The organism is Rhizobium cauense, assembly GCF_019511525.1.
Taxonomy (GTDB): Bacteria; Pseudomonadota; Alphaproteobacteria; order Rhizobiales; family Rhizobiaceae; genus Rhizobium; species Rhizobium cauense.
In genome coordinates, this window is the sequence record NZ_JAEUAT010000028.1 from 20,658 (window position 1) to 45,564 (window position 24,907).

General features: G+C 59.0%; 21 protein-coding genes, 1 pseudogene and 1 riboswitch. Of the genes and pseudogenes, 19 read left to right on the forward strand and 3 right to left on the reverse strand.

The features are described 5' to 3' along the window. Window positions 1-46 precede the first annotated feature (46 nt). From JNB88_RS30960 to atzF, 9 genes and pseudogenes are all read left to right on the forward strand, one after another. Window positions 47-919, forward strand: coding sequence for a carbohydrate ABC transporter permease (locus JNB88_RS30960; RefSeq protein ID WP_220358800.1), 873 nt, complete (start codon window positions 47-49; stop codon window positions 917-919). Then, entirely contained in the window at window positions 916-1,737 is an 822-nt protein-coding gene (locus JNB88_RS30965) for a carbohydrate ABC transporter permease (RefSeq protein ID WP_220358802.1), read from the forward strand. The genes JNB88_RS30960 and JNB88_RS30965 overlap by 4 nt, the downstream gene beginning before the upstream one ends. Before the next feature lie 376 nt (window positions 1,738-2,113). Continuing rightward, a riboswitch (guanidine-I (ykkC/yxkD leader) is annotated at window positions 2,114-2,222 on the forward strand. Between the two features lie 74 nt (window positions 2,223-2,296). After that, window positions 2,297-3,370 (forward strand): putative urea ABC transporter substrate-binding protein, encoded by a 1,074-nt coding sequence (locus JNB88_RS30970; protein WP_220358803.1) that lies wholly within the window; start codon window positions 2,297-2,299, stop codon window positions 3,368-3,370. A gap of 57 nt (window positions 3,371-3,427) precedes the next feature. Continuing rightward, window positions 3,428-4,246: an ABC transporter permease gene (locus tag JNB88_RS30975; protein ID WP_037136125.1), complete on the forward strand. Its 819-nt coding sequence runs from the start codon at window positions 3,428-3,430 to the stop codon at window positions 4,244-4,246. After that, on the forward strand, window positions 4,243-5,067 hold the full coding sequence (locus JNB88_RS30980) for an ABC transporter ATP-binding protein (RefSeq protein WP_220358804.1): 825 nt from the start codon (window positions 4,243-4,245) through the stop codon (window positions 5,065-5,067). The genes JNB88_RS30975 and JNB88_RS30980 overlap by 4 nt, the downstream gene beginning before the upstream one ends. Next, a complete protein-coding gene (locus JNB88_RS30985) occupies window positions 5,064-5,885 on the forward strand; it encodes an urea amidolyase associated protein UAAP1 (RefSeq protein WP_220358805.1) in 822 nt (273 codons plus the stop codon). The genes JNB88_RS30980 and JNB88_RS30985 overlap by 4 nt, the downstream gene beginning before the upstream one ends. A gap of 10 nt (window positions 5,886-5,895) precedes the next feature. Then, window positions 5,896-6,546, forward strand: a complete 651-nt coding sequence (locus tag JNB88_RS30990) for an urea amidolyase associated protein UAAP2 (RefSeq protein WP_220358806.1) — start codon at window positions 5,896-5,898, stop codon at window positions 6,544-6,546. 2 nt (window positions 6,547-6,548) lie between these two features. Next, window positions 6,549-10,088: an urea carboxylase gene (uca, locus tag JNB88_RS30995; protein WP_220358807.1), complete on the forward strand. Its 3,540-nt coding sequence runs from the start codon at window positions 6,549-6,551 to the stop codon at window positions 10,086-10,088. Window positions 10,089-10,091: 3 nt separating this feature from the next. After that, a pseudogene (atzF, locus tag JNB88_RS31000) lies at window positions 10,092-11,902 on the forward strand (allophanate hydrolase). Between the two features lie 244 nt (window positions 11,903-12,146). On the opposite strand, the gene JNB88_RS31005 reads toward atzF, so the two are convergent. Beyond that, on the reverse strand, window positions 12,147-12,788 hold the full coding sequence (locus tag JNB88_RS31005) for a metallophosphoesterase family protein (RefSeq protein ID WP_220358808.1): 642 nt from the start codon (window positions 12,786-12,788) through the stop codon (window positions 12,147-12,149). A gap of 453 nt (window positions 12,789-13,241) precedes the next feature. Here JNB88_RS31005 and proV point away from each other — a divergent pair, with 453 nt between their 5' ends. From proV to JNB88_RS31030, 5 genes are all read left to right on the forward strand, one after another. Continuing rightward, window positions 13,242-14,474: a glycine betaine/L-proline ABC transporter ATP-binding protein ProV gene (proV, locus tag JNB88_RS31010; RefSeq protein ID WP_051977118.1), complete on the forward strand. Its 1,233-nt coding sequence runs from the start codon at window positions 13,242-13,244 to the stop codon at window positions 14,472-14,474. A 35-nt stretch (window positions 14,475-14,509) separates the two neighbouring features. Continuing rightward, a complete protein-coding gene (locus tag JNB88_RS31015) occupies window positions 14,510-15,391 on the forward strand; it encodes an ABC transporter permease (RefSeq protein WP_220358809.1) in 882 nt (293 codons plus the stop codon). Window positions 15,392-15,458: 67 nt separating this feature from the next. Beyond that, a complete protein-coding gene (locus JNB88_RS31020; protein ID WP_220358810.1) occupies window positions 15,459-16,331 on the forward strand; it encodes a glycine betaine ABC transporter substrate-binding protein in 873 nt (290 codons plus the stop codon). 64 nt (window positions 16,332-16,395) lie between these two features. Beyond that, entirely contained in the window at window positions 16,396-16,668 is a 273-nt protein-coding gene (locus JNB88_RS31025) for a helix-turn-helix domain-containing protein (protein WP_220358811.1), read from the forward strand. Window positions 16,669-16,711: 43 nt separating this feature from the next. Further along, window positions 16,712-17,026 carry a DUF7674 family protein gene (locus JNB88_RS31030; RefSeq protein ID WP_220358812.1) on the forward strand — a complete coding sequence of 105 codons (315 nt, stop codon included), beginning with the start codon at window positions 16,712-16,714 and terminating at the stop codon, window positions 17,024-17,026. Window positions 17,027-17,139: 113 nt separating this feature from the next. Here JNB88_RS31030 and JNB88_RS31035 read toward each other — a convergent pair whose 3' ends face one another. Beyond that, window positions 17,140-17,817: an HAD hydrolase-like protein gene (locus tag JNB88_RS31035; protein WP_220358813.1), complete on the reverse strand. Its 678-nt coding sequence runs from the start codon at window positions 17,815-17,817 to the stop codon at window positions 17,140-17,142. A 365-nt stretch (window positions 17,818-18,182) separates the two neighbouring features. On the opposite strand from JNB88_RS31035, the gene JNB88_RS31040 reads away from it, so the two are divergent. The 3 genes from JNB88_RS31040 (at window position 18,183) to JNB88_RS31050 (ending at window position 22,127) form a co-directional block, all read left to right on the forward strand. Continuing rightward, the gene (locus JNB88_RS31040) at window positions 18,183-18,380 is read left to right on the forward strand and encodes a hypothetical protein (protein ID WP_220358814.1); all 198 of its coding nucleotides are present in this window, start codon (window positions 18,183-18,185) and stop codon (window positions 18,378-18,380) included. Between the two features lie 378 nt (window positions 18,381-18,758). Beyond that, window positions 18,759-18,881 carry a hypothetical protein gene (locus JNB88_RS34250; RefSeq protein WP_262928102.1) on the forward strand — a complete coding sequence of 41 codons (123 nt, stop codon included), beginning with the start codon at window positions 18,759-18,761 and terminating at the stop codon, window positions 18,879-18,881. A 345-nt stretch (window positions 18,882-19,226) separates the two neighbouring features. Beyond that, window positions 19,227-22,127 carry an ATP-binding protein gene (locus tag JNB88_RS31050; protein ID WP_220358816.1) on the forward strand — a complete coding sequence of 967 codons (2,901 nt, stop codon included), beginning with the start codon at window positions 19,227-19,229 and terminating at the stop codon, window positions 22,125-22,127. Here JNB88_RS31050 and JNB88_RS31055 read toward each other — a convergent pair. Next, window positions 22,124-23,332, reverse strand: a complete 1,209-nt coding sequence (locus JNB88_RS31055) for an MFS transporter (RefSeq protein WP_223217402.1) — start codon at window positions 23,330-23,332, stop codon at window positions 22,124-22,126. The genes JNB88_RS31050 and JNB88_RS31055 overlap by 4 nt on opposite strands. A gap of 169 nt (window positions 23,333-23,501) precedes the next feature. On the opposite strand from JNB88_RS31055, the gene JNB88_RS31060 reads away from it, so the two are divergent. Then, window positions 23,502-24,356 carry a VOC family protein gene (locus tag JNB88_RS31060; protein ID WP_220358817.1) on the forward strand — a complete coding sequence of 285 codons (855 nt, stop codon included), beginning with the start codon at window positions 23,502-23,504 and terminating at the stop codon, window positions 24,354-24,356. Between the two features lie 92 nt (window positions 24,357-24,448). Next, window positions 24,449-24,877, forward strand: coding sequence for a putative quinol monooxygenase (locus JNB88_RS31065; protein WP_220358818.1), 429 nt, complete (start codon window positions 24,449-24,451; stop codon window positions 24,875-24,877). Window positions 24,878-24,907: the final 30 nt, after the last annotated feature.

Below are 24,907 nucleotides of genomic sequence, written 5' to 3' on the forward strand. Positions count from 1 at the left end.
GGGATGCCGGGTGATCCCCGGCATCCCTCCCATCCGGCGGAGCGAAATGGCTATCGTAACACGTGCCGAAGGCAGGGCTTATTTCTCGCCGCTGATCGGCTTCCTGCTGCTTTTCCTGGGCTTTCCAGCTCTCGTCAATCTGGTCTATTCGGTCTCGACCGTTGGATTCCAGAACCTGCGCAGCCCCGAGTTGACGGGCTTCGGCAACTATCTCGCGGTCGTCCAGGATCGGACGTTCTGGCAGGCTACCTTCTTTTCCTTCCGCTTCGGTATCCTGACCGCCGTCGCCGAATGTTTGATTGGTCTGTTTCTGGCGATCTTCCTCGCACCACTGCTTGCGAAGCGCTCGGCGCTGATGGCGCCGCTGATGCTGCCCTTGATGGTGGCGCCGGCGATGATCGGCCTGATGTACCGGCTCGTGCTGCATGAATTCGCCGGTCCGGTGCCCTACTACCTCTTCATGTGGTTCGGCGACAGTCCCGCCTTCCTCGACGTCAACAACGCCTTCAAAACGCTTGTCGTCGTCGAGACGTTGCAGTGGACACCATTTGCCTTCCTGCTCTTCTACGTCGCCTATTCAGCGATTCCGCTCGATGTCCGTGAGGCGGCATCCCTGGACGGAGCATCCTCGTGGCGTGTGCTGTGGTTGATTGACCTGCCGCTGATGATGCCGACGCTGGTCATCGCCTTCTTCATCCGGTTCATCGATGGTTTCCGGGTGTTTGACAATGTCTACGCCTTGACCGGTAGCGGCGCCGGCGGCTCCACGACTTCGCTTTCCATCTACATCTACCAGGCTTTTTTCAAGGATGGCTCGATTGGCAAGGCGGTGGCAGCTTCCGTCGTGCTCTTCGTGGCGTCGCTTGCGGTCCTTTACGCGCTGAACTGGTTGGCCAGCCGAAGGAGCAAGGCAGCATGATCAATACGCTTCGCTGGATCGTCTTTGCAGTTGCGGCAGTGGCGATGAACTTTCCGATCATCGTCACTCTTGTTACGTCCCTGAAGAGTGCCCGCGAGCTTTCGAGCAATGCCGGCCTCTGGGTCAGCCAGCCAACGCTGGCAAATTATGCCCGTATCCTGACGGAGACCGATCGCTTCAATATTTACGCCTATCTCCTGAACAGCACGATTGCCGCGGTCCTTGGCACCACGCTCGCAATCGTGCTCTGCCTTCCGGCCGCCTACGCTATCGCCCGCAGCGAGGTCGGCAGGCGGGTGATGATGCCACTTGTGATCAACCTGCGTGCTGTGCCTCTGATCATCTTCGCGATACCGCTTTATATGATGTACCAGTGGCTCGGCCTGCTCGACACCCAGCTTGGTCTCGGTCTCATTCTGACGATCGTCAATATCCCGCTCGCCCTCGTCATGCTGGTCAACGCTATCAATGACGTTCCGCTCGAACTCGATGAGGCGGCCCGCATCGACGGCGCGTCCTCATTCCAGGCAATGATCGGCATCATTGCGCCTGTCATCAGGCCAGCGCTCGTGACCGCTTTCATCTTCGGCTTCATCACCGCGTGGAACGAGTTTCTGTTCGGCCTGATGCTGACGACCAACAAGGCAGTGCCAATGACTGTGGGGGCGTCCTTTTTCTTCGCTGCCAGCGGAGGGGGTGTCCAATGGGGTGTGGCCTCCGCGGTGATGGTGCTCGGGGCCCTACCCCCCGCTTTGCTCGGGCTTCTGATGTATCGGCAGATCTCGGGATCGATGACAGCGGGTGCCGTAAAGGGATGATCCGCTTTGCCGCGCCATATCAGTGCGGAAAGAGATAAAACACTAATGACGAGTGTGCTTGGATAAAGGCAGGCACAAGTGCGATCCGTCTGTCGCGCTCACTGGATGGATGCTTGGGGCTTAAACAGCTCAGTCGAGTTTTCAAGCGGACCCTGCGAAAGCAGCTGGAACCACCTTGCACAGGAACGTCCCTTCACGGAACGAGCCCCAAGGGCCGCGTTTGGATGCCGAAGCGCGATTGGTTCGGCGCCTCGCCAGGTGGCGCTCAAATAATAAGCAAATGCCGCAAAGTGCACACAGAAACCCTTAGCTCCAGAATCAGGGGTATTAAAAATCAAATGGTTATGGATTGGCACGGCTCTTGCTTCGAATAAGTTGAGTTGGTGGCTAGGGTTCCGGCGCTTTGAAAGCGTGCTGGTCCGAGAGCCACCACCGACGGGAGAGAAAACCCGTCGGGTGCACGGCGGGAGAAAAGCCCGGGAGACCTCGTAAGCCAAGGGATTGGCGGCGCGATGGTCATTGCCGATCCCTTTTGAAGAAAAGCAAAAGGGGAATTTCAATGCAGACTTTTTCGAAGATCCTTTCCATCACAGCCCTCTCCGCGTCCCTGGCGCTGGGATTTGGCTCCTTTGCCAGGGCCGAGCAAAAGACTGAATTCAAGGTGGCCTGGTCCATCTATGTCGGATGGATGCCCTGGGGCTATGCGGCCGATCATGGCATCGTCAAGAAATGGGCCGACAAATACGGCATCAAGATCCATGTGACGCAGTTCAACGACTACGTGGAGTCGATGAACCAATACACGGCCGGTGCCTTCGATGCCGTGACACTGACCAATATGGATGGGCTCTCCATCCCGGCTGCGGGCGGCGTCGATACGACGGCCGTTATCGTCGGCGACTTCTCGAACGGCAACGATGCGGTCATTTTGAAGGACAAGGCGAGTCTCGCCGATATCAAGGGCCAGAACGTCAACCTCGTCGAGTTCTCCGTCTCGCACTACCTGCTTGCCCGTGCACTCGAAAGCATCAAGCTAACCGAGCGAGACGTGAAGGTCGTCAACACGTCGGACGCCGACATGGTCGCGGCCTACAAGACCGCTGACGTTTCCTCCGTGGTCACCTGGAACCCGCTGGTATCGACGATTCTGGAAGATCCAACGGCGAAGAAGGTCTTCGACAGCTCGCAGGTCCCGGGCGAGATTATCGACCTCATGGTCGCCAATACGGGTGTGCTCAAGGACAATCCGAATTTTGGCAAGGCCCTTACAGGCATCTGGTACGAGACGGCTGCCCTGCTGAAAGCCGATAGCGCCGAGGGCAAGGCAGCCCGCGAGGCAATGGGCGTGGCATCGGGCACCGACCTTGCCGGCTTTGAGGCCCAGCTCGCTGCCACCAAGCTATTCGACAAGGCGGCTGACGCCGTCGAGTTCACCTCTTCGCCGAACCTGCCGAAGACGATGGATCTCGTGCGCAACTTCCTCTTCGAGAAGGGCCTGCTCGGCAATGGTGCGCCCTCTGCCGACGTGATCGGCATCGAAATGCCTGACGGCAAGGTGCTGGGCGACAGCGGCAACGTGAAGCTCCGCTTCACCGAAACCTACATGAAGGCCGCCGTCGAAGGATCGCTCTGATCTCAATGGCGGCGCGCTCAGCCGCGCCGCCTCCCTCATGACAAGCGGAGCATTTCCATGCGCTGGATCAACACGAGGCCGAGCCGGGGCGCGCAGTTTGCGCTGATGGTACTGCCATTCGCGCTGCTCGTTCTCGCCTATGCCTTCGGCTCGGCCGCACGTCTGGCAGAAAACGCCAACGACAAGCTCTTGCCAAGCCTTGCCGGTTTTGCGGATGCGATCAACCGCCTTGCCTTCGTCGCCGATCCGCGCACCGGAGAATTCCTGCTCTGGTCGGATACCGGCGCTAGCCTGATCCGACTGCTCTCCGGCCTCGGCATTTCCACAGCCATCGCGCTCATCATCGGCATGCTGATCGGGATGCTTCCCTATCTGCGGGCGCTGCTCGCCCCGTTCATTGCCGTCATTTCGATGGTGCCGCCACTGGCGCTGCTGCCGATCCTGTTCATCGTCATGGGCCTTGGCGAAACTTCAAAGATAGCCCTGATCGTCATCGGGGTTGCGCCGACGATGATCCGCGACCTGGCGCTCAAGGCGCTGGAACTGCCGCGCGAGCAGATCGTCAAGGCGGAAACGCTGGGTGGTACGTCATGGCAGATTGGCCTGCGTGTGGTTCTGCCGCAGATCTTGCCGCGGCTGATAACCTGCCTGAGACTGCAGCTCGGGCCGGCGTGGCTGTTCCTGATCGCGGCAGAGGCGATCTCGTCTGACTCCGGCCTCGGCTACCGCATCTTCCTCGTCCGCCGCTATTTGTCGATGGACATCATCTTTCCCTATGTCGTCTGGATCACGCTGCTCGCCGTCGTCATGAATGCCCTTCTCGATCGCCTGCGCATCGCCGTCTTCCCTTGGTCGGAACTGGAGAAGCAGGCATGAGCGAGCTCAAGATCGAACGCGTCTGGAAGGAATATGGCGACCAGATCGTGCTTGAGGATGTGTCGTTGACGGTCGAGTCCAGAGCCTTCGTCGCACTGGTCGGTCCTTCGGGCTGCGGCAAGACGACCTTCCTGCGCATGCTGCTTGGCCAGGAGCAGCCGACGAAGGGCCGAATTCTGCTCGATGGCGAGCCCCTGCCCGCCGAGCCGGGACCCGATCGTGGGGTCGTGTTTCAGCGTTATTCTGTCTTTCCGCATCTGACCGTGCTCGGCAACGTTCTGCTCGGCAAGGAGTTTTGCGCCGCGCGATACAAGGCCAGGCTCTTTGGCGCCGCCCGGCGCACTGCCGTAGAGGAGGCACGTCAGTTGATTGCGGACGTCGGCTTATCCAGCTCGGAGGGAAAATATCCAGCGCAGCTTTCGGGCGGCATGCAGCAGCGCCTTGCGCTTGCCCAGGCGTTGATCATGAGGCCGAAGGTGCTGTTGCTTGACGAACCCTTCGGCGCGCTAGATCCCGGCATCCGTGCCGAAATACACACTTTGATGAAGCGGCTCTGGCACGAGACGCAGATGACCGTTGTCATGGTGACCCATGACATGCGCGAAGCCTTCACACTGGCAAGCCGCGTCGTCGCCTTCGAGCGGAGCCGCGACAGGCCCGAGGAGAAGGTGCGCTACGGCGCCACCATCACTAAGGACATTTCAATCTGGCCGCCGCGCCTTGCCGGCCAGTCATCAGTTTTCAGCCCCGACCGGGACGGCCCGGTCGCTTCCCTGGGGCGCCGCCGGGACGACCTGGCACCGTCAGGAGAGATGCAATGATGCATGTGAGACGCTCGCCAGAAGAGATCGCCGCCAACAGGGTGCGCTATGAAGAGCATCAAAAGAAAGGTCTGGAATTCGCGCCGAAGGCCCTGCCCGGTCTAAGTCCTCTACCGGCGCCTGCTATCGACACCGCTGTTGTCATCCACCAGGAAACGGTACCGGGCGGCTGGTACTGGTCGACAAGGCTTATGCGCGGAGAAGCTATCCGCATCGATCAGGCGGAAGGCAATTCTACCGTGGCGCTGGTCGCCTGGAACGCCGCCGATACGAGCGAACGGATCAATCTCGTCGATACCGCAAAGGTCCAATGGACGACCGCGCTCGGCAAGGGGCGCGTGATCTTCTCCGACATGGGCCGCGTTATGTTCTCGATGATAGAGGATAGTTCAGGCGCCCATGACTGCCTGATGGGCGGCTCGACGGCTGCATCCAACGCCGCGAAATATCCGGGCGAGAAAACCCGCAACACGCGTGACAACCTCATCCTCGTGGCGCTCAAGCTTGGCCTCGACCGCCGCGATATTCCGGGCATCCTCAACCTCTTTGCGCCGGTCCGTCTCGCCGAAGAGGGCGGTTTCGGCTGGCAGGGCAAGCGTTCCAACAGCGCTGACTATGTCGAGCTGCGAGCCGAGATGGATATGCTGGTCGGCTTTTCGAACTGCCCGCATCCTCTTGATCCGGATCTGACCTATCAACCAAAGCCGGTTGTTATCACGCGCTACTCGGCAGCAGCCCCGACCACGGACGACCTTTGCCGGACCGCGACTGCTGAGGCCCTGCGCGGCTTCGAAAACAACGCTCTGATGCTGGCGTGAGGAGAAGACGATGTCAGATTTCATCCAGACCTCCGCTATCCGTACCCCTGAGAATGCCGCTGAAGACCATTTCATCGCGGCTGAAGCCCCATGGTCCGGCGTCATTCGCAAGGGCCAGACGATGCGTATCGAGGATAGCTACGGCCAGCAGGCTATCGACACGCTATTTTATCGTGCCGACGATTTCTCGGAGCGCTATTCGAACCAGGATACGATGCGCATGCAAGGTGCCGCCTATGTCGGTATCGGCACGAAAATCATGTCGAACGAAGGCAATGTAATGCTGACCATGACGGCCGACAGCTGCGGCCGCCATGATACCTCGGCAGGAGCGTGCTCCTGCGAGAGCAACACAGTGCGCTTCGGCCACGGGACGAAATACCTGCATGCGTGCCGCGACAACTTCGTTCTCGAAGTTAGCAAGCACGGCATGGGTAAGCGAGATATCGTTCCGAATATCAATTTCTTCATGAACGTACCAATCAAGCCGAATGGCGAGATGACGATCGTAGACGGCATTTCCGCGCCGGGAGACTATGTCGAACTCGTCGCCGAGATGGACGTCCTCTGCGTCATCTCCAATTGCCCGCAGATCAACAACCCTTGCAACGGCTTCGACCCGACGCCGATCCGGGTGCTGATCTGGAACGGCGAGGACTGAGCATGTTCAAGAAAGTTCTGATTGCCAACCGGGGTGAAATTGCCATCCGGGTCATCAAGACGCTGCGACAGATGGGGATCGCCTCGGTCTGCGTCTATTCCGATGCCGACCGCTTCGCCAAGCCCACGACGATGGCCGATGAAGCAGTGCGTCTCGGGCCTGCCGCGGCCAGCGAGAGTTATCTCAACGTCGATGCGGTCATTGCCGCATGCAAGGCGACAGGTGCGGATGCGGTTCATCCTGGCTATGGCTTCCTGTCCGAAAACATCGCCTTTGCCGAGCGCCTTGCCCACGAAGGCATAGCCTTCATCGGCCCACGGCCCGAACATCTCTCGGCCTTCGGACTGAAGCATACAGCGCGCGAGCTTGCCCAAGCCAGCGGGGTCCCTCTCTTGCCGGGAACCGGTCTCCTTTCGAGCAGCGATGAGGCGCTCCTGGCTGCCGAGACGATTGGCTATCCCGTGATGCTGAAAAGCACGGCAGGTGGTGGAGGCATCGGCATGCAGCTTTGCGCCGATCCGCAAACACTGAAGGCATGCTTCGAAAGCGTGCAGCGCACGGCGCGGGCGAGCTTCGGCGACGCACGTGTTTACATCGAACGGTTTGTCGCTGAGGCCAGGCATGTCGAAGTGCAGATCTTCGGAGATGGCAAAGGCAAGGTGGTTGCGCTTGGCGAACGGGACTGCTCGTTGCAGCGACGAAACCAGAAGGTGGTGGAGGAGACCCCTGCTCCTGGCCTTTCGGCAACGACACGTTCCCGTCTGCACAAGGCCGCCATCGATCTCGGCACGGCTGTCTGTTACGAGTCAGCCGGGACAGTTGAATTCATCTACGATCCTGTTCGCGCGGAGTTCTATTTCCTCGAAGTGAACACGCGTCTGCAGGTCGAGCATCCGGTCACCGAAGCCGTCTTTGGCATTGATCTCGTCGAATGGATGATCCGCCAGGCTGCGGGCGAGACCGTGCTTTCGGGCGCAGAAGCCCTGCAGCCAGAGGGCGCTGCGATCGAAGTACGTCTCTATGCCGAGATGCCCCATGCCGAATTCCGTCCGAGCGCCGGTCTTCTGACTGAAGTCGTGTTTCCCGAAGATGCGCGTATCGACAGCTGGATCGAGACCGGAACGGAAGTCACACCATTCTACGATCCGATGCTTGCCAAGGTGATTGTGTCCGCCGCGGATCGAGAAACGGCAATCGAAAAGCTGAAGGTCGCACTTTCGAATACGTCCATATCTGGCATTGAGACGAACCTCGATTATCTTCGCGCCATCGCCGGGTCCGACCTTATGGCGAGCGGCAAGGTTGCGACGACGGCGCTTCGGGATTTTTCATTCGTGCCTGACGTGATCGAAGTGATTGCGCCCGGAGCGCAGTCGAGCATACAGGAATTACCAGGCCGCCTCGGGCTCTGGCATGTCGGTGTGCCGCCAAGCGGCCCGATGGACGAGCGCTCCTTCCGGCATGCCAATCGGTTGGTCGGTAATGGCGATATGGTTGCGGGGCTGGAGCTGACCGTCTCCGGTCCGGTCCTGAAGTTTTACACCGACACCATTGTCGCGCTCGCCGGCGCGAAAATGGCGATCAGCGTTGATGGCGTGCCTGTGGAGCATAACCGGGCTTTGACCATCCGCGCCGGCCAGATCCTGCAGATTGGCAGCATCGACGGTCCAGGACAGCGGGCTTATCTTGCCGTTGCAGGCGGGTTTGCCGCCCCCTTGGTGCTCGGTTCTCGTGCCACTTTCGGCCTCGGCCAGTTCGGCGGCAACGCCACGGGGACGCTGAAAACAGGTGATGTCCTTCATCTGGCCCGGCAGGCAACTGCCGCGCCTTGTGAGCCGGTGACCGAGCCGGCGGAACTGACGCGGGAATGGGATGTCGGGGTTGTCTATGGCCCTCACGGCGCCCCTGATTTTTTTGAGGATGGCGATATCGATGCGCTGTTTTCGACCAGCTATGAGGTGCATTTCAACAGTGCCCGTACCGGCGTGCGCCTGATCGGCCCCGCGCCGAAATGGGCGCGCAGCGATGGCGGCGAAGCCGGCCTTCACCCCTCCAACCTGCATGACAACGCCTATGCGATCGGTGCGATCGACTTCACGGGTGACATGCCCATTATCCTCGGGCCGGACGGGCCGAGCCTCGGCGGCTTTGTCTGCCCGGCTGTGATTGCCCGCGACGAGCAGTGGAAAATGGGGCAGTTCAAACCGGGCGACCGGATCCGCTTCCATCCACTTGCGCGGCCAGATGATCCGCTTGCCGGCCCGGCCATTAAACGGACCTTGGAAGAGGCTGGTTCGCCGATCGTTGGCAAATGCGACGACGGGCCGGTTTCTGTCGTCTACCGCCGGCAGGGCGACGACAACCTGCTGGTCGAGTACGGGCCGATGACACTCGACATCGCACTTAGGCTGAGGGTTCATCTGTTGATGCAGGCGGTATCTGAAGCGCGTCTGCCCGGCATTATCGACCTGACACCCGGTATCCGTTCTCTGCAGATCCACTACGACGGCAGGGCTCTGACCCGCAGGCGCCTACTTGGCCTGTTGCAGGAGATTGAAGCGAGCCTGCCGGGGGCGCAGGACGTCAAGGTGCCAAGCCGCATCGTGCATCTTCCGCTCTCCTGGAACGATCCGGATGCAGAGCTTGCCATGCGAAAATATCAGGAGCTCGTGCGGCCGAATGCGCCCTGGTGCCCTGACAACATTGAGTTCATTCGACGCATCAATGGTCTTGCCGACGAACAGGCGGTACGCAACATCGTCTTCGACGCCAGCTATCTCGTCCTTGGGCTCGGTGACGTCTATCTTGGCGCGCCAGTTGCCACCCCGATCGACCCGCGCCACAGGTTGGTGACTACGAAGTACAATCCGGCCCGTACGTGGACGCCGGAAAACGCCGTCGGCATCGGCGGGGCCTATATGTGTATCTACGGCATGGAAGGCCCGGGCGGCTACCAGCTCTTTGGCCGCACCATCCAGGTCTGGAACACCTGGCGGCAGACGTCGGTTTTCAAAAAGGACAGGCCATGGCTGCTCGATTTCTTCGACCAGATCCGCTTTTTCCCTGTCAGTCATCAAGAACTGGCAGAAGCCCGTAGCGCCTTCCCTCACGGCGGCTATCCGGTCAGGATCGAGGAAACGGAATTCTCCTACGCTGCCTACGAGAAAGAGCTGCGGGCGAACGCCGATTCGATCGCGGGCTTCAAGGCAAACCAGCAGGCGGCCTTCAATGCCGAGCGCCAGCGCTGGAAGGACGCAGGGCTCGACAGTTTCGTTGCGGACGAAGGTGCCAGTGAAAGCCTCGACGGTGACATACCCGAAGACTGCTTCGGCGTCGCCAGCGCCGTCCCTGGCAACATCTGGAAACTTCTCGTCGAGCCGGGCTCGACGGTCGCAGCCGGCGATACGCTTGCCATCATCGAATCCATGAAAATGGAAATCAACGTCACCGCACATGCAGCCGGTCGCGTCCGCGACCTGCGCGCCGGACCGGGCCGCAACGTCAAGGCGGGCGATGTCATTGTTGTACTGGAGGAATACTGACCCATGCTGCCAACCATTCTTGATCTGACGAGTCTTCGCGCAGCCTATGAGCAAGGCATAAGCCCGCTCGATGTCATCGAGACGGTCATTGCCCGACGCGCAGCATCCAACGATCCTGCCATCTTCATCACGCCGACCGCGGACGATGCGATGCGTACCGAAGCACGCGCGCTGCTTGAGCGTGCACCGGTGCCAAACAGCCTGCCGCTCTGGGGCATTCCATTTGCTGTGAAGGACAATATCGACGTTGCGGGCCTGCCGACGACGGCGGCCTGCCCTGCTTTTTCCTATCAGCCTGAACGCGACGCGACAGTCGTCGCAAGGCTGCGGGAGGCAGGTGCAATCGTGATCGGCAAGACCAATCTCGACCAGTTTGCGACAGGCCTGAACGGTACGCGATCGCCGCATGGGGCGCCACGCTCTGTTTTCGACAAGGACTATGTGTCCGGGGGGTCGAGCTCCGGCTCGGCGGTTGTGGTTGCTTCGGGCCTGGCAAGCTTTGCGCTCGGCACTGACACAGCTGGCTCCGGACGTGTGCCGGCCGCTTCAACAATCTCGTTGGAATAAAGCCGACACCGGGGCTGGTCCCGAATGTCGGCGTCGTGCCGGCCTGCCGCAGTGTCGACGTCGTTACTGTCTTTACGCCAACGGTCGGCGACGGTGTAGCGATCCGGAAGGTAATGGAGGGCCATGATGCGGCAGATCCGTTCTCGCGCAAGGCGGTTCCCGCCAATCTGCCCGTTTCGGGCTTGCGTATTGGCGTGCTCGGCGGACCCGAACGCGAGTTCTTCGGCAACAGACAGGTCGAGGCTCTCTATGATGCGGCAATCGAAAGGGCACGTGCACTCGGCGCGACAATCGTCCCCTTCGACTACGCACCATTCCGGGAGGCTGCCGAGCTGCTCTACAATGGACCTTGGGTCGCCGAACGGTTGGCGGCGGTAAGGGATTTTCTAGGGACAAACGCTTCGGACTTCGACCCGACCGTTCGCACCATCATCGAGGGTGCCAGAGCTTATGACGCGGTCGATGCCTTTCGTGGCAAGTATAAGCTGGAGGCACTTCGACAGACGATCAGAGAGGTGTGGGAGAAGGTTGATATCCTGATGTTGCCGACCTCCCCGACCATTTACACGGTTGAGGAGCTGGTAGCGGATCCGATCGTCAAGAACGGCCATTTCGGTCGGTACACCAACTTCGTCAATCTGCTGGACTATGCGGCGATAGCCATCCCGGCCGGCTTCGACACCGACGGACATCTGCCTGCTGGAGTGACGTTGGTGGGACCTGCCTTCACCGACGATGCCCTCGCCCCTTTCGCGGACGCCATGCACCGCAACTTGAATGCCGGGATGGGTATGGATCGCTGGGCTGTTATCCCCGAGGCAAGCCGGGTGCCCCAGGGCGATGACGGTCTGGTGCCGATCGTCGTGGTCGGCGCGCACCTCACTGGGATGCCCCTAAACCACGAGCTGACCCGTCCAGGAGGCAAACACGTCAAATCCTGCCGTACGGCACCGGATTACCGCCTGTTCGTTTTGCCCGATACCACACCGCCGAAGCCCGGTCTGATCCGGGAACCGGGCTTTGCCGGCAAGGGACTTGAAGTAGAAGTCTGGAATGTGACGCCAGAGGCTTTTGGCCGCTTTGTGCAGAATATCCCGGCTCCGCTCGGCATTGGAAAGGTAACGCTCGATGACGGCTCACAAGCGTCCGGATTTCTATGCGAAGCTCATGCCGTCAGGGCGGCGCGGGAGATAACGGAGTTCGGAGGGTGGAAAGCCTTCATCGCAGACCAGAGGATGGGAAAATGAAAGAGAACACGAAGCGTTATCTGAAGAAAATCCTGTTGGCCCTTCTGGCTGGCCTCGAGGCTAGAATTGCACTGCGACGGTTTGGTCGCGGAATTTGGTAGGCGATCGAAGGTAGCGACGATCGCCCTTAACTCCACTTGAAAGAAGCATGGCTTCGAAGGGGACGGTGGATCGTACCATCTTGGCATGATCAGTTCCGCCCGCGGAACTGATCAGCTTCGACCCTGCTAAAGACGGCACGGCGTCACACCTTTACTTCGATGAAGTCGATCGGTCCGCCTGGTAGATCATCATCAAAGACAGCGCACGACAGTCTTCCGTCGAATACGCATGCACTATCTACGTTCGTTCGGTTGCCGATCGTTTTGGGATTGGACGGTGAAGGCGTGTGACCGTGGACAAGGTGCTTGCCCCAAAACTCGTCGGAATCTGCGGCCGTAAAGCGGGTCCACAGCAGATCCTCTGGCGTCTGATCCTCGAAATAGACGCCTTCCTTAACGCCCGCGTGCACGAAGATGCGATGTTCGTCATGATGGATCAGAGGTAAGGAGCTCGCCCATTTGAGATGCGTTGTCGGAATGAAGCCGCCGTATGACCTGAGAGTTTCGGTCCCTCCATTGGCAAGCCACCAACCTTCGTCGTAGGAGCCGTCTTGGGCGCCCACCATCATATCCTCGTGATTTCCCTTCAAAGCGATCCACTTCCAGCTCAATGAACTTGGACCGGCCATCAACGTGTCAACGACGCCCTGGCTGTGTGGTCCACGGTCCACGTAGTCACCGAGAAAGATGACACTCCCTGAGCCAAAGGAATCAATACGACGGAGCATCATCTGGAGTTGCGCGAGGCATCCATGCACGTCACCAACTGCGAAAGTAAGGCTCATGCTTCGTTCCTTTCACACATGACGTTTGCCCTTCCTGAGGATGGGCTGATGGTCCGGAGATAGGGTATGTGCCCGTGTTGTCGCTGCCAATTTATCACGTCTGAAGTAGTTACCCATTGCTGAAGCTAGCGATTTTATGTCGACGAGATCTGCCGGAGCGGAGGGTGATCACGGAATTGTGATATTTACCGCCAAGGGTTGTCGAAACCACTTAAAGTCAGGCGATGCGGGCAAGGGCATAGTGGTCCAAAAGAGCTGCACGATGCACAAAAAAGACAGCTTTAGGTGGACATTCGACGCTGCAAATTTAAAAAGGGCGCATCGCTGCGGTGTGATCCGCATCCATCAACTGTTTTCCATCCTTGATCGCTGCAAGCAATTTATGGCGCGGCCAGATCCCTGGAATTTTAAGCAAGGAGAATGCCCGAGCTGCCGAGCCGGGCCCACGAATGGATGATTTTAAAAACTGAAAATGACGCGCCGGCACAATCGGCTTCGACCAAAATCAGTCTCAAGAATGTCTACAAAGTCTTTGGCGAGCGTCCGGAACGGGCGATGGAGATGATCCGGGCCGGAAAGACCAAATCCGAAATCCACACCAAGCATAAGTGCTCCGTTGGCGTCAACAACGCCAGCTTTGACATCAGGACCGGCGAGATCTTCGTGATCATGGGCCTTTCTGGCTCAGGAAAATCCACCCTGCTACGCCTTCTCAATCGACTGATTGAGCCAACCTCGGGGTCGATCGAGATCGATGGCAAGAATATCACGACCATGTCTCGGCGCGAGCTCATCGACCTGCGCCGCAAGGACATCAGCATGGTCTTTCAGTCCTTTGCGCTCCTGCCCAACCGCAATGTGCTCAACAACGCTGCCTTCGGCCTTGAAGTTTCCGGTATCGGCGAGGCAGAGCGCAAGGAGAAGGCGCTTGCGGCATTGAAGGCCGTTGGCCTCGACACCTATGCCGACAGCCGCCCGGATGAGCTGTCCGGCGGAATGAAGCAGCGTGTTGGCCTTGCCCGCGCGCTCGCCAGCGAACCAACTGTCCTTTTGATGGATGAGGCTTTTTCCGCCCTCGATCCGTTGATCCGCACGGAAATGCAAGACGAGCTCGTCCGCCTGCAGGCTGAGCACAGCCGCACGATCGTCTTTGTCAGCCACGATCTCGACGAGGCCATGCGGATCGGCGACCGCATTTGTATCATGCAGAACGGTCATGTCGTCCAGGTCGGCACGCCAGACGAGATCGTCATGAGCCCGGCAAATGACTACGTTCGGTCCTTTTTCCGCAACGTCGACGTATCGCAGGTCTTCAGGGCCGGCGATGTTGCCCGCAAGACGCAGGTGACGATCATCGAGCGTCAGGGTGTTTCTGCAGCGGCAGCATTAGAGCGCATGAAGAACTATGACCGCGAATACGCCATCGTTATTGGGCGCGACAAGACCTATCAAGGCGTGGTTAGCCAGACCTCGCTTATCGAGAAGTTGCGTGCCAACTCCAACGATCCTTATCGCGGAGCTTTCCTCTCCGAGATCGAGCCGATCCCGGCTGACGAACCGTTGTCGAACGTGCTCGGCAAAGTCGCAGCCAGTCCTTGGCCTGTGCCTGTCGTCGACGACGGCAAGCACTATCTCGGCTCTATCAGCAAAACGACGTTGCTCGAAACGCTCGACCGCGCAAGCTGATTTCTCCCCTAACCGGCCAACCACCGGAGACAGATATGAATTTCGATATTGGTGACGGCATCGACGCCGCCGTCAACTACATTCTGGACAATTTTTCGCCCAGCCTCGACCTCATAGCCGGAACAATCGGCTTCGTGACGGGTACGATCCAGAATGCTCTCATTGCCATTCCAATGCCCGTCGGCATCGCGATCTTCGTCGTCCTCTCCCTTTGGCGTGTCGGCATTGGCTTTGGTGTTTTGACCGGGGCAGCGCTGTGGCTCGTCAACCACATGGGTTTGTGGGATGCGATGATGGAAACGCTTTCGCTTGTCATCGCCTCGACGCTGTTGGCGCTGATCGTTGGCCTGCCGCTTGGGATTGGGATGGCGCGCAAGGATTCGGTGGCTGCAACCGTACGCCCCGTTCTCGACCTGATGCAAACGATGCCTGCCTTCGTCTATCTCATCCCGGCCGCAATGTTCTTCGGGCTTGGTTCGGTTCCAGGTGCAATTGCCACCGTGATCTTTTCGATGCCGCCAGTTGTAAGGCTGACCAATCTCGGCATCCGTCAGGTAGATGCCGAGTTCATCGAGGCGGGTAACGCCTTTGGGTGCACCTCGATGCAGTTGTTGTTCAAGGTGCAACTTCCAAACGCCTTGCCGTCGATCATGGCCGGGATCAACCAGACGATTATGCTGTCGCTATCGATGGTGGTCATTGCTTCCATGATTGGAGCTGGCGGTATCGGCAACACGGTGCTGACGGGCATTCAGCGGCTCGATGTCGGCACCGGTTTTGAGGGCGGTCTCGCCGTCGTCATTCTCGCTGTCATCCTTGATCGCATCACCCAAAGCTTGGGAAAGCCCCGCGCCGCCTTCTGGCAAGTGCTGTTCAAGAAGAACGAGCGCGAGACCCTGGAAGCGGTCACTGCCTAAGCCTTCTGCGCGCGAATCATGCGGGTCCTGAACCCGTGATCACGAAAACCTCCCCGAAGGAGAGAATATGTTCAAAACCCTTGCAACCCTTGGCCTGGCTACAGCCATCTTTGGCGGCACCTTCACGACGTTGATGGCTGAGGACACGAAGCCCATTAAGCTTGGTTGGGCCGCCTGGTCCGATGCTGAATTCGTGACCAAGCTAGCAGCCAAGTTGATCAAGGACGAGCTTGGCACTGAGGTCGAACTGGTTCAGTCGGATGTGGCTCCACTTTACCAGGGTGTCAGTCGCGGTAATCTCGACGCGATGATGATGGCCTGGTTGCCGCAGACCCATGCCGAGTACTATGCCAAGGTTAAAGACCGCGTGGAGCCGCTGGGCACTGTTTACGACGGCGCAAAGCTCGGCTGGATTGTCCCGGACTATATTCCGGAAAGCGAGGTCGCCTCGATCGAAGACCTGAAGAAGCCAGACGTGCAGAAAAAGCTGTCCGGAACTGTTCAAGGCATTGATCCAGGTGCAGGCCTGACGCGTCTTTCAGAAAAGGCGCTCACGGATTACGGCCTCGATGGTTATAAGCTCCAGACTTCGAGCGAGGCCGGAATGCTGACCACTGTCGATCGAGCCGTGCGCAGTGAGAAGTGGTTTGTCGCAACCTCGTGGAGCCCCCACTGGATGTTTGGCAAGTACAAGCTGCGCTACATCGCCGATCCAAAAAAATCGCTCGGCGAAGCCGAACACGTGGAGGTGCTCGCCCGGAGGGACTTCAAGTCTGACAATCCAAAGGTTGCCGGTTTCCTGTCGCGCATGAAGCTGCCGATTTCCGACCTCGAGGCGGCGATGTTCAATGCACAGCAAACCTCATACGACGAGGCAGTGACAAAATACATCAAGGACCACCCTGATCAGATCAAGGCATGGCTCGGCGAACAGAGCTAGGGGGCCGAAAGGCTTCGGCTTTCGAATGAGCGAAGCCGAAGCTCTGACGAGACAGGAGGTTTTCATGTTTTGCGATTACCCGGATAGGGACGTTCCCGCCGACGACACACTGGGCGGAAGGATTTCTCTGGCACGCGATGCTCGCAAGCTTTCGGTATATAGCGCCGCTGGCATCCTTTGCGTTCCGCCCGAGACGTGGTCGGCCTGGGAAAACGATCGCGCAGAACCTCCGGCGGATCGGCTGAAGGTCATGGCAAGGACACTTGATGTCAGCCTTTGGTGGCTGTTGAGCGGCAGGGGTGCTGGTCCGGCCTGGCCGACAGACGATGCTGCGTAACTGCGCAGTCAACTGAGACGAAGAAAATCAGGAGAATGACAAGATGGACAGCAAGACCTTGGCCAAAGAGCTGACGCGCTACATCCCCTGCCCCATAGAGGTCGAAAGCTCGAGCATGCAGACTGTCTTTGAGGAGATGGGCTGGAGGATTGCCGAGAACTTTTCTGCAATCGAGGAGCGCGACAAGGTTTTCGACCTGATCGAGTTCGGTATGCGCAACGGCGATCGACGCCTAAGGAATGTTGTTTCGACCGGCCTCATCGAGGCAATGATCTCCCGCACTGGCGCCCAGCCCGCACGCTGGCGCCAGATCTCGTCTCATCTTGGGGCACTGTCGGCAGCCTATGCCCACGGCTAGCCCCCGCTCTTCTGGCCGGTCGGCGGGAGAGCTATGAAGCGACCTTCCCGTTGGAGGGGTGGCGGCCGTCTCAGGCAGCTCATCGTCTCCGACATAGCGACAGAGCCTCTTGCTCAGGTTGCCTTCGGAGACGTGGTCATTCCGAGGGCTATCTCAGCGAGCTCCTGGGTCGTGTTGATCAACTGATCCGCGCCAGCGCTCTCCAATTCGTCTCTTGTTCCATAGCCCCAAAGCACGCCTATCGCGCGAACTGAGTTCGCATGCGCGCCGGCAATATCGTATCGACGGTCCCCGACCATGACGCAGCGATCGGGATGGAGCTCATTCACCCTAATGATGTGGGCGATCAGTTCCGGCTTGTGGTCGATATCGCCGGCTGGCGTCGATCCATAAATGCCGGTGAACAGCGAATCTAAACCTTTGTTCGCAAGGATCCTGCGCGCAAATGTCTCCCGCTTCGACGTGGCAAGGTACAGATTGGCCGACTGACTCATCGCCCCGAGAGCCTCCTCAATTCCGTCGTAAACTTCGCTGAGCAGGAGACCTCTTGCTCCGTAGTCCTGCCGATAGGCATCAACAGCTTCCGCGACGCGATCGTCGCCAAACTGTTGAAGGAGGTACCGCATGACGTCTTCGATCGGTGGGCCGATGATCGAGGCTATATCCATTCTCGGATCAGTGTCGTGCCCAAGTGAACGAAGTGCCGCCCGGCAGCTCGACAAAATCCCAGGCTCTGACGCAATCAGCGTCCCATCGAGGTCAAGTAGAATGGCGGACTGTGCAGCTGACATGTGGCGGCCCTCGTTGACTGACTTCATCGGCAATAGCCGACACAATGGTAAAACACACGCGCGGATTTTTTTCGCTCTTGCAGTCGGAGCGGATGGCCGGCTCAAACCAGTCGTCATTCCCTTTGCACCACCCCGCATCTGAAGCTTGGTACGACGCAGTCTATTGCTATCGTGCCCGCGGGCTCGCTTATCCACAGTCCGATCGTATCATTTCGGGACAGGCAACTCTCTGGTGGCAATTGGATTTCTTCGACGCGGCAAATCTCGTTTGTTGGTTGGTAACCTCGAGACTTGGCGGCGGGAGCATACGAGGACCAAATCACCTATTTTCTGCCTCGCTTCAATGAATGAAGAGGTGATGAAACATGTTGAATCCTGGCCGCGTTGCCAAAAGTATGGCTACGGATCAGTCCATTGGCGACGAGGAGATCCTTATCGCCATAGAACACTTGAATGGCGCAATCCGGGCATCCGCCGATGCCGGTAGTTCTCCATCCCAAGACGTACTTCGCGTCAAGCGCATCCTCGAAGAGGTAGCAACACAACGAAACTTGGCGAAGTAGCACTCGCAATCGAGCCTGCCGTGCATTGGGACCAGGCGGTGGTGCGTTGATATACGGGAGAGTGGAACCTTTCCCCTAATTGGGGGTTATTGTTATAGCGACGCACGAAAACTGTGCCGCTAAGTGACTGTAATCCCATACGACAGTCAACTAGGCCCGGAGCTGCACCTAGCAGCACCGGGCTTAATCGTTGCGAGAGGGCACATTGTCATGTCTGCCTTACACCTCCGCCCAGACCTTCCCCCATTCATCCAGGATGAAAATGGCCACATACCTATGGCCGATGACACTGCGAATTGGCTCGTAATCGTGACCAGGGAAGCCATGGAGGCGGTGGCGTCACCCCCCGATGCCACTCAAAGGAGACTGCTGGAACACATGACGACATTCGGTTCGGTTGCGACCTACAAACTGGAGCATGGTCGCGCTGGAAAGGAAGAAACGATCTGGATCCTAAAGGAGGATGTCGCCGAATGGCGAAGGAGCCAGTCCGACCACTAGCAGCCTGTCCGGGCAGTGGATCATATGATTTGCGCGAACCTGCAACTCAAACGCATCCGGGATCCTAAGAAGAAATTGGGCAGCAGCGATCGCCTTGTCGTGTGCGGCGGACTGGTTACGCGGCCGAGCGGCCGCAAACCGCCGATTGCTTGCGAACGCCTGATGGCACAGGACCTGCACCTTCTGTGCATCAAACATGCGGCATTGCCGTCATTCGTCCCAAATGGTCGAAGCTGCAGTCTGGGATCCCCTTGGTGATCAATCTGCGATGTATTTAATATGTGATAGCGGTTAATGTCCGGACCCGTAACCATTTTGGTTGAACGATCGTCCGGGGCTTCGTCCGTGCTTTCCTATTCCTTTGGTCCATATGTGCTAGTTCCGGATCGGCAATCGCTGACGCGCGGTCAGGCGACCGTTCGTATCGGTAGCCGCGCGCTGGAAATTCTGGCGGCGTTGATCGAGCGTCCTGGCGAACTAGTGGGTAAGGCAGAGTTGGTGTCGCGTGCCTGGCCGGATACCTTCGTCGAGGAGAGCAATCTCAAGGTGAATGTTGCAGCGCTTCGTCGGGTGCTTGGTGATGCTCCGGACGGTATGCAATACATAGCGACTGTCAGCGGCCGGGGCTATCGCTTCGTATTTCCCGTACGCATTTCGGAGCGGAGTGGCGCCGTTGTCACGGCGAAGTCGCAAGGTGCCCGCACGAACAACCTGCCGGTTTCAACGACCCGTTTGGTGGGACGAGGCGAGGCTATCGATGCAGTCCAGTGTGTCCTGGAGACATCGCGCCTTTTGACGATCGTTGGCCCGGGTGGCGTCGGCAAGACGAGGTTGGCTCTCGCAATCGCTGATCGACTGAAAGAAGCTTACGAGCATGGCGTCTGGTTCGTTGATCTGGCGACTGTGAACGATGCGGCTCTCGTGCCGACTTCAATTGTCACGACAATGGGATTGAGGGTCCACTCGGCGAATATTACAGGTGCAATAGCCGCCTTTGCGGCCGATCGGGAGTTCATCCTTGTCCTCGACAATTGTGAGCATGTAATCGAGGCGGTGGCGGCGTGCGTAGACGCTTTGTTGGCGGCAGGCGCAAGGCTACGAATTCTTGCGACGAGCCGTGAACCAATACGTGTACGCGGCGAACAGATCTATCGCCTGCCGCCGCTCGAAACACCGCCGGACGTGTCCGAGCTTACCGCCGCCAGCGCCTTGACGTTCCCAGCAGTCGAGCTCTTCGTCGAGCGGGCAGCGGCAAGTCGCGGCAAGTTCGAGCTCAACGACGCAAACGCGTCAATCGTGGCCGAGATCTGCCGCAGGCTCGACGGACTGGCGCTTGCGATCGAGCTCGCCGCGCCTTGTCTGGATGCGTTCAGCACACGCGAACTTCTCAACATTCTATCCGATCAATCTCATGTTTTGAGTGATAGGCGTTGCCGGGACCCTCGACACCACACATTAGATGCGACGCTGGACTGGAGTTATGGTCTGCTGGCCGAGCCTGAGCGCGTTCTCTTGCAACGCGTCTCGGTTTTTGCCGGCGCCTTCAGTCTCGAATCTGCTTGTGCAGTTGCTGTCGACAAGGGGCGTGCCCGCTCCGAATGCATGCACGCTGTTGCGAGCCTCGTTGCGAAATCGCTTGTCTCGACAGAGAGAGGTGAGCATGGAACGCACTATCGATTGCTCGATACGACGCGCCGATATGCGCTGCAGAAACTCGTCGAAAGCGGAGAAAGTGACAGTCTTCGCCAACGCCACGCGGAGCATCTCCTCGAACTCGCCAAACGCGCTGAGGCAGAATGGAAAATTCGACCGACAGCCCACTGGCTCGCCGAGTACGGGCGAAAGATGGATGATGTCCGCAGCGCATTGGCGTGGGCGCTCGCCGGGGACCGGAACGCTGCCATCGGCGTAGCGCTCACGGTAGCTGCTCTTCCCTTTTGGGAGCATCTATCGCTCGTTGAGGAATGCCGAGCGGGTGTCGAAATCGCTCTCGCCGAATCCTTTGCTAGCTTCCGCAATGCTGGCGACGAAATGAAACTGCAGTTTGCCTACGGCACGGCACTACTTCATACCCGCGGGCCGCTTCCGGAGGTAAAGGAAGCCTGGACCACAGCGCTCGGCTGCGCCGAGGCACTCCATGACACCGACTATAGGCTCAGATGTCTTTGGGGCTTGTGCGACTACTTCACATGGACGGGGGACCATCGCTCGGCCTTGGAAATGGCGCAAAAGCTCCGAAAGCTGGCAACTGATCGTGGAGACGTCGATGCGCGCAACAATGTCGACAGACAAGTGGGAACCGCTCTGCGCTACCTGGGCGATCTTGCTGATGCGCGCCATCACCTTGAACGCATGATAGCCCGATACATTCCTCCCGTGGCTCGCTCGGACATCGCCCGGTTTCAATTAGACCCGAGATCTGCAGCGCGGGGCACTCTTGCGAACGTGACCTGGCTGCAAGGACATCCGGACAAAGCGGTTGCGATGGCGCAACGTCAATTGGAGGAGGCGCGGGCCGCGCAACACGCCCTCGCGCTCTGCAATGCTGTTGTCCACACGACCTGCCCCATCGCGCTGCTGACAGGCGACCTTGCCACCGCGGAACGCCTTATTGTCGGTATCGAAGCGCATGTTGCTGAACATGCGATGACAGTTTGGAGCGCCATGAGCCGCTGCCTGCGCGCGGAGTGGCTCATGCAGAGCGGTGATGCATCCGGACTGGCAATGTTGCGAGGCGCGATTGATGAGCTTCTTGCTGTCCATTTCCGCATGCGGTGCCCCTTCTATATCGGTGTTTATGCTGCGGGTCTCGGCGACCATGGAGACGTTGATGCCGGCAGAATGGCAATCGACGAGGCAATTGCCCTTTCGGCATCGACGGGTGAAATCTGGTGCATGCCTGAGCTGTTGCGCATAAAGGCGGATTTGTTGGCCATGGAGAGCGTCAACGGGACGGCGCAGGCAACCGAGGCGCTTTATGTCCAAGCGCTCGATCTGGCGCGCCGGCAGGGTGCACTGTCATGGGAGCTGCGCGCCGCTACGGCATTGTCCGAGCATTGGCTTCGGGCGGATCAGGGCGGAATGGCTGCCAAAGTTCTGGCGCCGGTTTACGGGCGGTTCAACGACGGATTCGCTACCCGCGATCTACTGAAGGCACGCAAGCTTCTCGATCTTCTGGGAGAGCTTGGCGAGAGGCGCGCCGTGGCCCGACCCGACGCCAGGCGTGGCAGGCCTACGCATCCTTAGTCGCGTGCTGTAAGTGTTCGCGTACGTCGATCGAGCATCAGCAGTACTGGAGCAATCACCGCAATTACAGCAAACAGGGTGAAGGCCTGAAGGTAGTGGGCACCGTCGCCGGCTATGATGTGTAGCGAGGCCGGTCCAAGGCCGGCACCAAACGTCAAAGCCATGTAGTTGACACCGAAGAGCTTGCCGAAGCTTCGCATTCCGAAGCGTTTTGCCAGAAGATAACCGATAGCATCACCCTCCGCTCCGGTGGCAAGGCCAAAGAAAACGGCGCTGACATAAACAAGGACCAGGTTCTCGGAATTCAATAATATGAGATGACCAACAGCGGGCGACATAAAGGCCAGACTGGTCAATGGAACCGGGGGCAGCCTGTCGAGCAATGCGCCGAAGCCGAGACGCATGGCGATGAAGGCGAGACCTACAAGACTCATGACAAAGGCCGCGTTCGCCGGATCGGCGCCACGATCCGCCAGTACGACAGGGAGTGAAATGGAACCGGCCGCTGCAGCGAAGTAGTTGAGAAAGAAGGCGCCGAGCATCAACCAGAAGCTCGCTGTCTCCGCCGCCTGGCGAACCGTGTGGCCCTCACCGCCCGAGCCATCCGGCTCCCGGCGTGCGGGTGGATCGCGAATGACAAAGAGCGCGACGGGAAGTGTTACTGCCATTGACATCAGACCCGCGGCGACGAATGCAACGCGCCAGCCCAATTCGGAAATCAGGAATGCGAGGAAGGGAGGAACGGTCGCAATCCCAAGCCCGACAAAGGCTAGCATCGCACCCAATGCGAGGCCGCGTCTGGTGGAGAACCATCCGACGACCACATAGGTGTAGGGTACGCCGGTCTGTGCCGCGCCCATGAGGCTCGCCACGACGACCGCCACGATGAACGTCGCCAAGCTCTGCGGCACAGTCCCGACACCGACAAGGCCAATGGCCATTGACACGGATGACACGACAAGCACCCGGCGTGGACCAAATCGATCTGTCAGGGCCCCGACTACAGGCGACATCAGACCATTTACGATGGCAATCGGTGCGACCACGGCGGCCACGACGGTCCGATCCCAATGAGTATCCGCGGTGATTGGTACAATGAAAACGCTGAAGCCATAGATCAGAATGATCCCGATGCTGAAATACATCCCCGCGCCTGAACCAAGCACGATCGCAATCCGCCTGGTACGCCCCGCCGTCGTGTCCATATCCAGAGTGTGCCCTTGTTGGCGGGTTGTCGGAGGCCGCACTCCGATCTCAGGAAGAGTGGTGACGGATCGCGGATAGCTTCACCAAATTTCCCTTATCTTAACCAGCCTCGCAAGCGCAGCCGCGTTAGAATTTGCGTATTCACCTCGCGAACAACAGGAGGCAATGATGTCGCACGAGCAAAGGACCTCTCTTCAACCGAACGACCCTGAGCGCCGCGCCGTTCTTTGCGCCGCGGGAGGCGTTGCTCTCGGCGGAATTGCCGCCGCACTGATCGGCAATGCGACTGCGTCCGCCGAGGAAAGGCCACTAGCAACACGCGCTCCGGGATCGCTCGGCGCCCGTCTCCAGGGCGTACAGCACTTCGGCCTGACGGTGCAGAACATGGAACGCGCCTATGAGTTCTACACGGCGGTGCTCGGCGGAACCGAAGTCTTCCGTCACGGCGATTTTCAAGGCGATGCCGTGCAGAACACGCTGCTTGCCGACCAGGAAATCCTTGCCAACCAACTTGGCGTAAATCCGCGCACGATCGGCGTTCCTGATCTTAGAGGCGGCTCTCAACGCCTCGACGTGCGGTTCATCCAGTTCGACAACGTTGTCATCGAGCTGTTGCAATACCGTGATGCAGACCAACCGATGGGTGGCCCAAAGGCCTTCGCCGAGCCAGTCGAGCACATGAGCCCGGCCTTCCCGCGAATGATGCACATCTGCTTCCATGTCGGAGACGATGTCGACTTCAACCAGTTTATCGCCGATCTAGAGGCGGAGTCCGCACGACGCGGCATGACTCAGGTGCGAGCAAACCGCATCATTCGCGTTTCGACTGAAGAGGAACGAAAGGCGGCCCCCATAAACGCCAACACCAACAAGGTGACCGTCGCGCCATCGGACGGCTGGGAACTGATTTATTGCAAGGGGCCCGAAGGTGAACAACTGGAGTTTGTGAAGGCCCTCGGACCTGTGAAAAAGCGGTTCGCCGATGCACTGGCGGCGCATTTGCAACTTGCCAGCGCGAAGTAAGCACAGCAGGCGCCAGCATCACTTTGCAAGCCATCGGCGAATTTGGCCAGCGGCCGATTTGACCGCGGCCGAGCGAGATAAGGAGACACGACATGATCACAGCACTGCGGCTGCAAACTTCAGCGCTTCTTCTCGGCACCCTGCTTGCAGGAGCCGTTTTTCAAACAGACGCACGCGCACAGGAGGGTCCGGGTCAGGGCTACGCCAAAATTGCCAGCGGAGCTTATTCGATCGTGGCAGAAGTCCGTGCTAAACCGGGCAAGGAGGCCGAGCTGCGGGCCATCACACTTCCGCTCATCGATCTTGTCCGCGGCGATCCCGCAAACCTCGTCTATTTTCTCCAGGAGAGCCGCGAGACCCCCGGACACTTCATCTTCTACGAGATATTCGCCAACGAGGCCGACTTCGAGGCTCACAACGCAATGCCCTATGTGAGGGAGTGGTTTGCCAAGCTCCCCGAACTCGCCGAGGGCGGCGTGAAGGTGATGCGAATGCAGATCCTGACGCCAGCTAGCGACTAGCGCCCCCACCAAGCCATACATCGATGAACG

What these genes read in the sequence shown, in the direction of transcription:
- JNB88_RS30960 (WP_220358800.1), top strand. Translation starts at nt 47, where the DNA reads ATGGCTATCGTAACACGTGCCGAAGGCAGGGCTTATTTCTCGCCGCTG.
- JNB88_RS30965 (WP_220358802.1), top strand. Translation starts at nt 916, where the DNA reads ATGATCAATACGCTTCGCTGGATCGTCTTTGCAGTTGCGGCAGTGGCG.
- JNB88_RS30970 (WP_220358803.1), top strand. Translation starts at nt 2,297, where the DNA reads ATGCAGACTTTTTCGAAGATCCTTTCCATCACAGCCCTCTCCGCGTCC.
- JNB88_RS30975 (WP_037136125.1), top strand. Translation starts at nt 3,428, where the DNA reads ATGCGCTGGATCAACACGAGGCCGAGCCGGGGCGCGCAGTTTGCGCTG.
- JNB88_RS30980 (WP_220358804.1), top strand. Translation starts at nt 4,243, where the DNA reads ATGAGCGAGCTCAAGATCGAACGCGTCTGGAAGGAATATGGCGACCAG.
- JNB88_RS30985 (WP_220358805.1), top strand. Translation starts at nt 5,064, where the DNA reads ATGATGCATGTGAGACGCTCGCCAGAAGAGATCGCCGCCAACAGGGTG.
- JNB88_RS30990 (WP_220358806.1), top strand. Translation starts at nt 5,896, where the DNA reads ATGTCAGATTTCATCCAGACCTCCGCTATCCGTACCCCTGAGAATGCC.
- uca (WP_220358807.1), top strand. Translation starts at nt 6,549, where the DNA reads ATGTTCAAGAAAGTTCTGATTGCCAACCGGGGTGAAATTGCCATCCGG.
- JNB88_RS31005 (WP_220358808.1), bottom strand. Translation starts at nt 12,788, where the DNA reads ATGAGCCTTACTTTCGCAGTTGGTGACGTGCATGGATGCCTCGCGCAA.
- proV (WP_051977118.1), top strand. Translation starts at nt 13,242, where the DNA reads ATGATTTTAAAAACTGAAAATGACGCGCCGGCACAATCGGCTTCGACC.
- JNB88_RS31015 (WP_220358809.1), top strand. Translation starts at nt 14,510, where the DNA reads ATGAATTTCGATATTGGTGACGGCATCGACGCCGCCGTCAACTACATT.
- JNB88_RS31020 (WP_220358810.1), top strand. Translation starts at nt 15,459, where the DNA reads ATGTTCAAAACCCTTGCAACCCTTGGCCTGGCTACAGCCATCTTTGGC.
- JNB88_RS31025 (WP_220358811.1), top strand. Translation starts at nt 16,396, where the DNA reads ATGTTTTGCGATTACCCGGATAGGGACGTTCCCGCCGACGACACACTG.
- JNB88_RS31030 (WP_220358812.1), top strand. Translation starts at nt 16,712, where the DNA reads ATGGACAGCAAGACCTTGGCCAAAGAGCTGACGCGCTACATCCCCTGC.
- JNB88_RS31035 (WP_220358813.1), bottom strand. Translation starts at nt 17,817, where the DNA reads ATGTCAGCTGCACAGTCCGCCATTCTACTTGACCTCGATGGGACGCTG.
- JNB88_RS31040 (WP_220358814.1), top strand. Translation starts at nt 18,183, where the DNA reads ATGTTGAATCCTGGCCGCGTTGCCAAAAGTATGGCTACGGATCAGTCC.
- JNB88_RS34250 (WP_262928102.1), top strand. Translation starts at nt 18,759, where the DNA reads ATGACGACATTCGGTTCGGTTGCGACCTACAAACTGGAGCATGGTCGC.
- JNB88_RS31055 (WP_223217402.1), bottom strand. Translation starts at nt 23,332, where the DNA reads ATGGACACGACGGCGGGGCGTACCAGGCGGATTGCGATCGTGCTTGGT.
- JNB88_RS31060 (WP_220358817.1), top strand. Translation starts at nt 23,502, where the DNA reads ATGTCGCACGAGCAAAGGACCTCTCTTCAACCGAACGACCCTGAGCGC.
- JNB88_RS31065 (WP_220358818.1), top strand. Translation starts at nt 24,449, where the DNA reads ATGATCACAGCACTGCGGCTGCAAACTTCAGCGCTTCTTCTCGGCACC.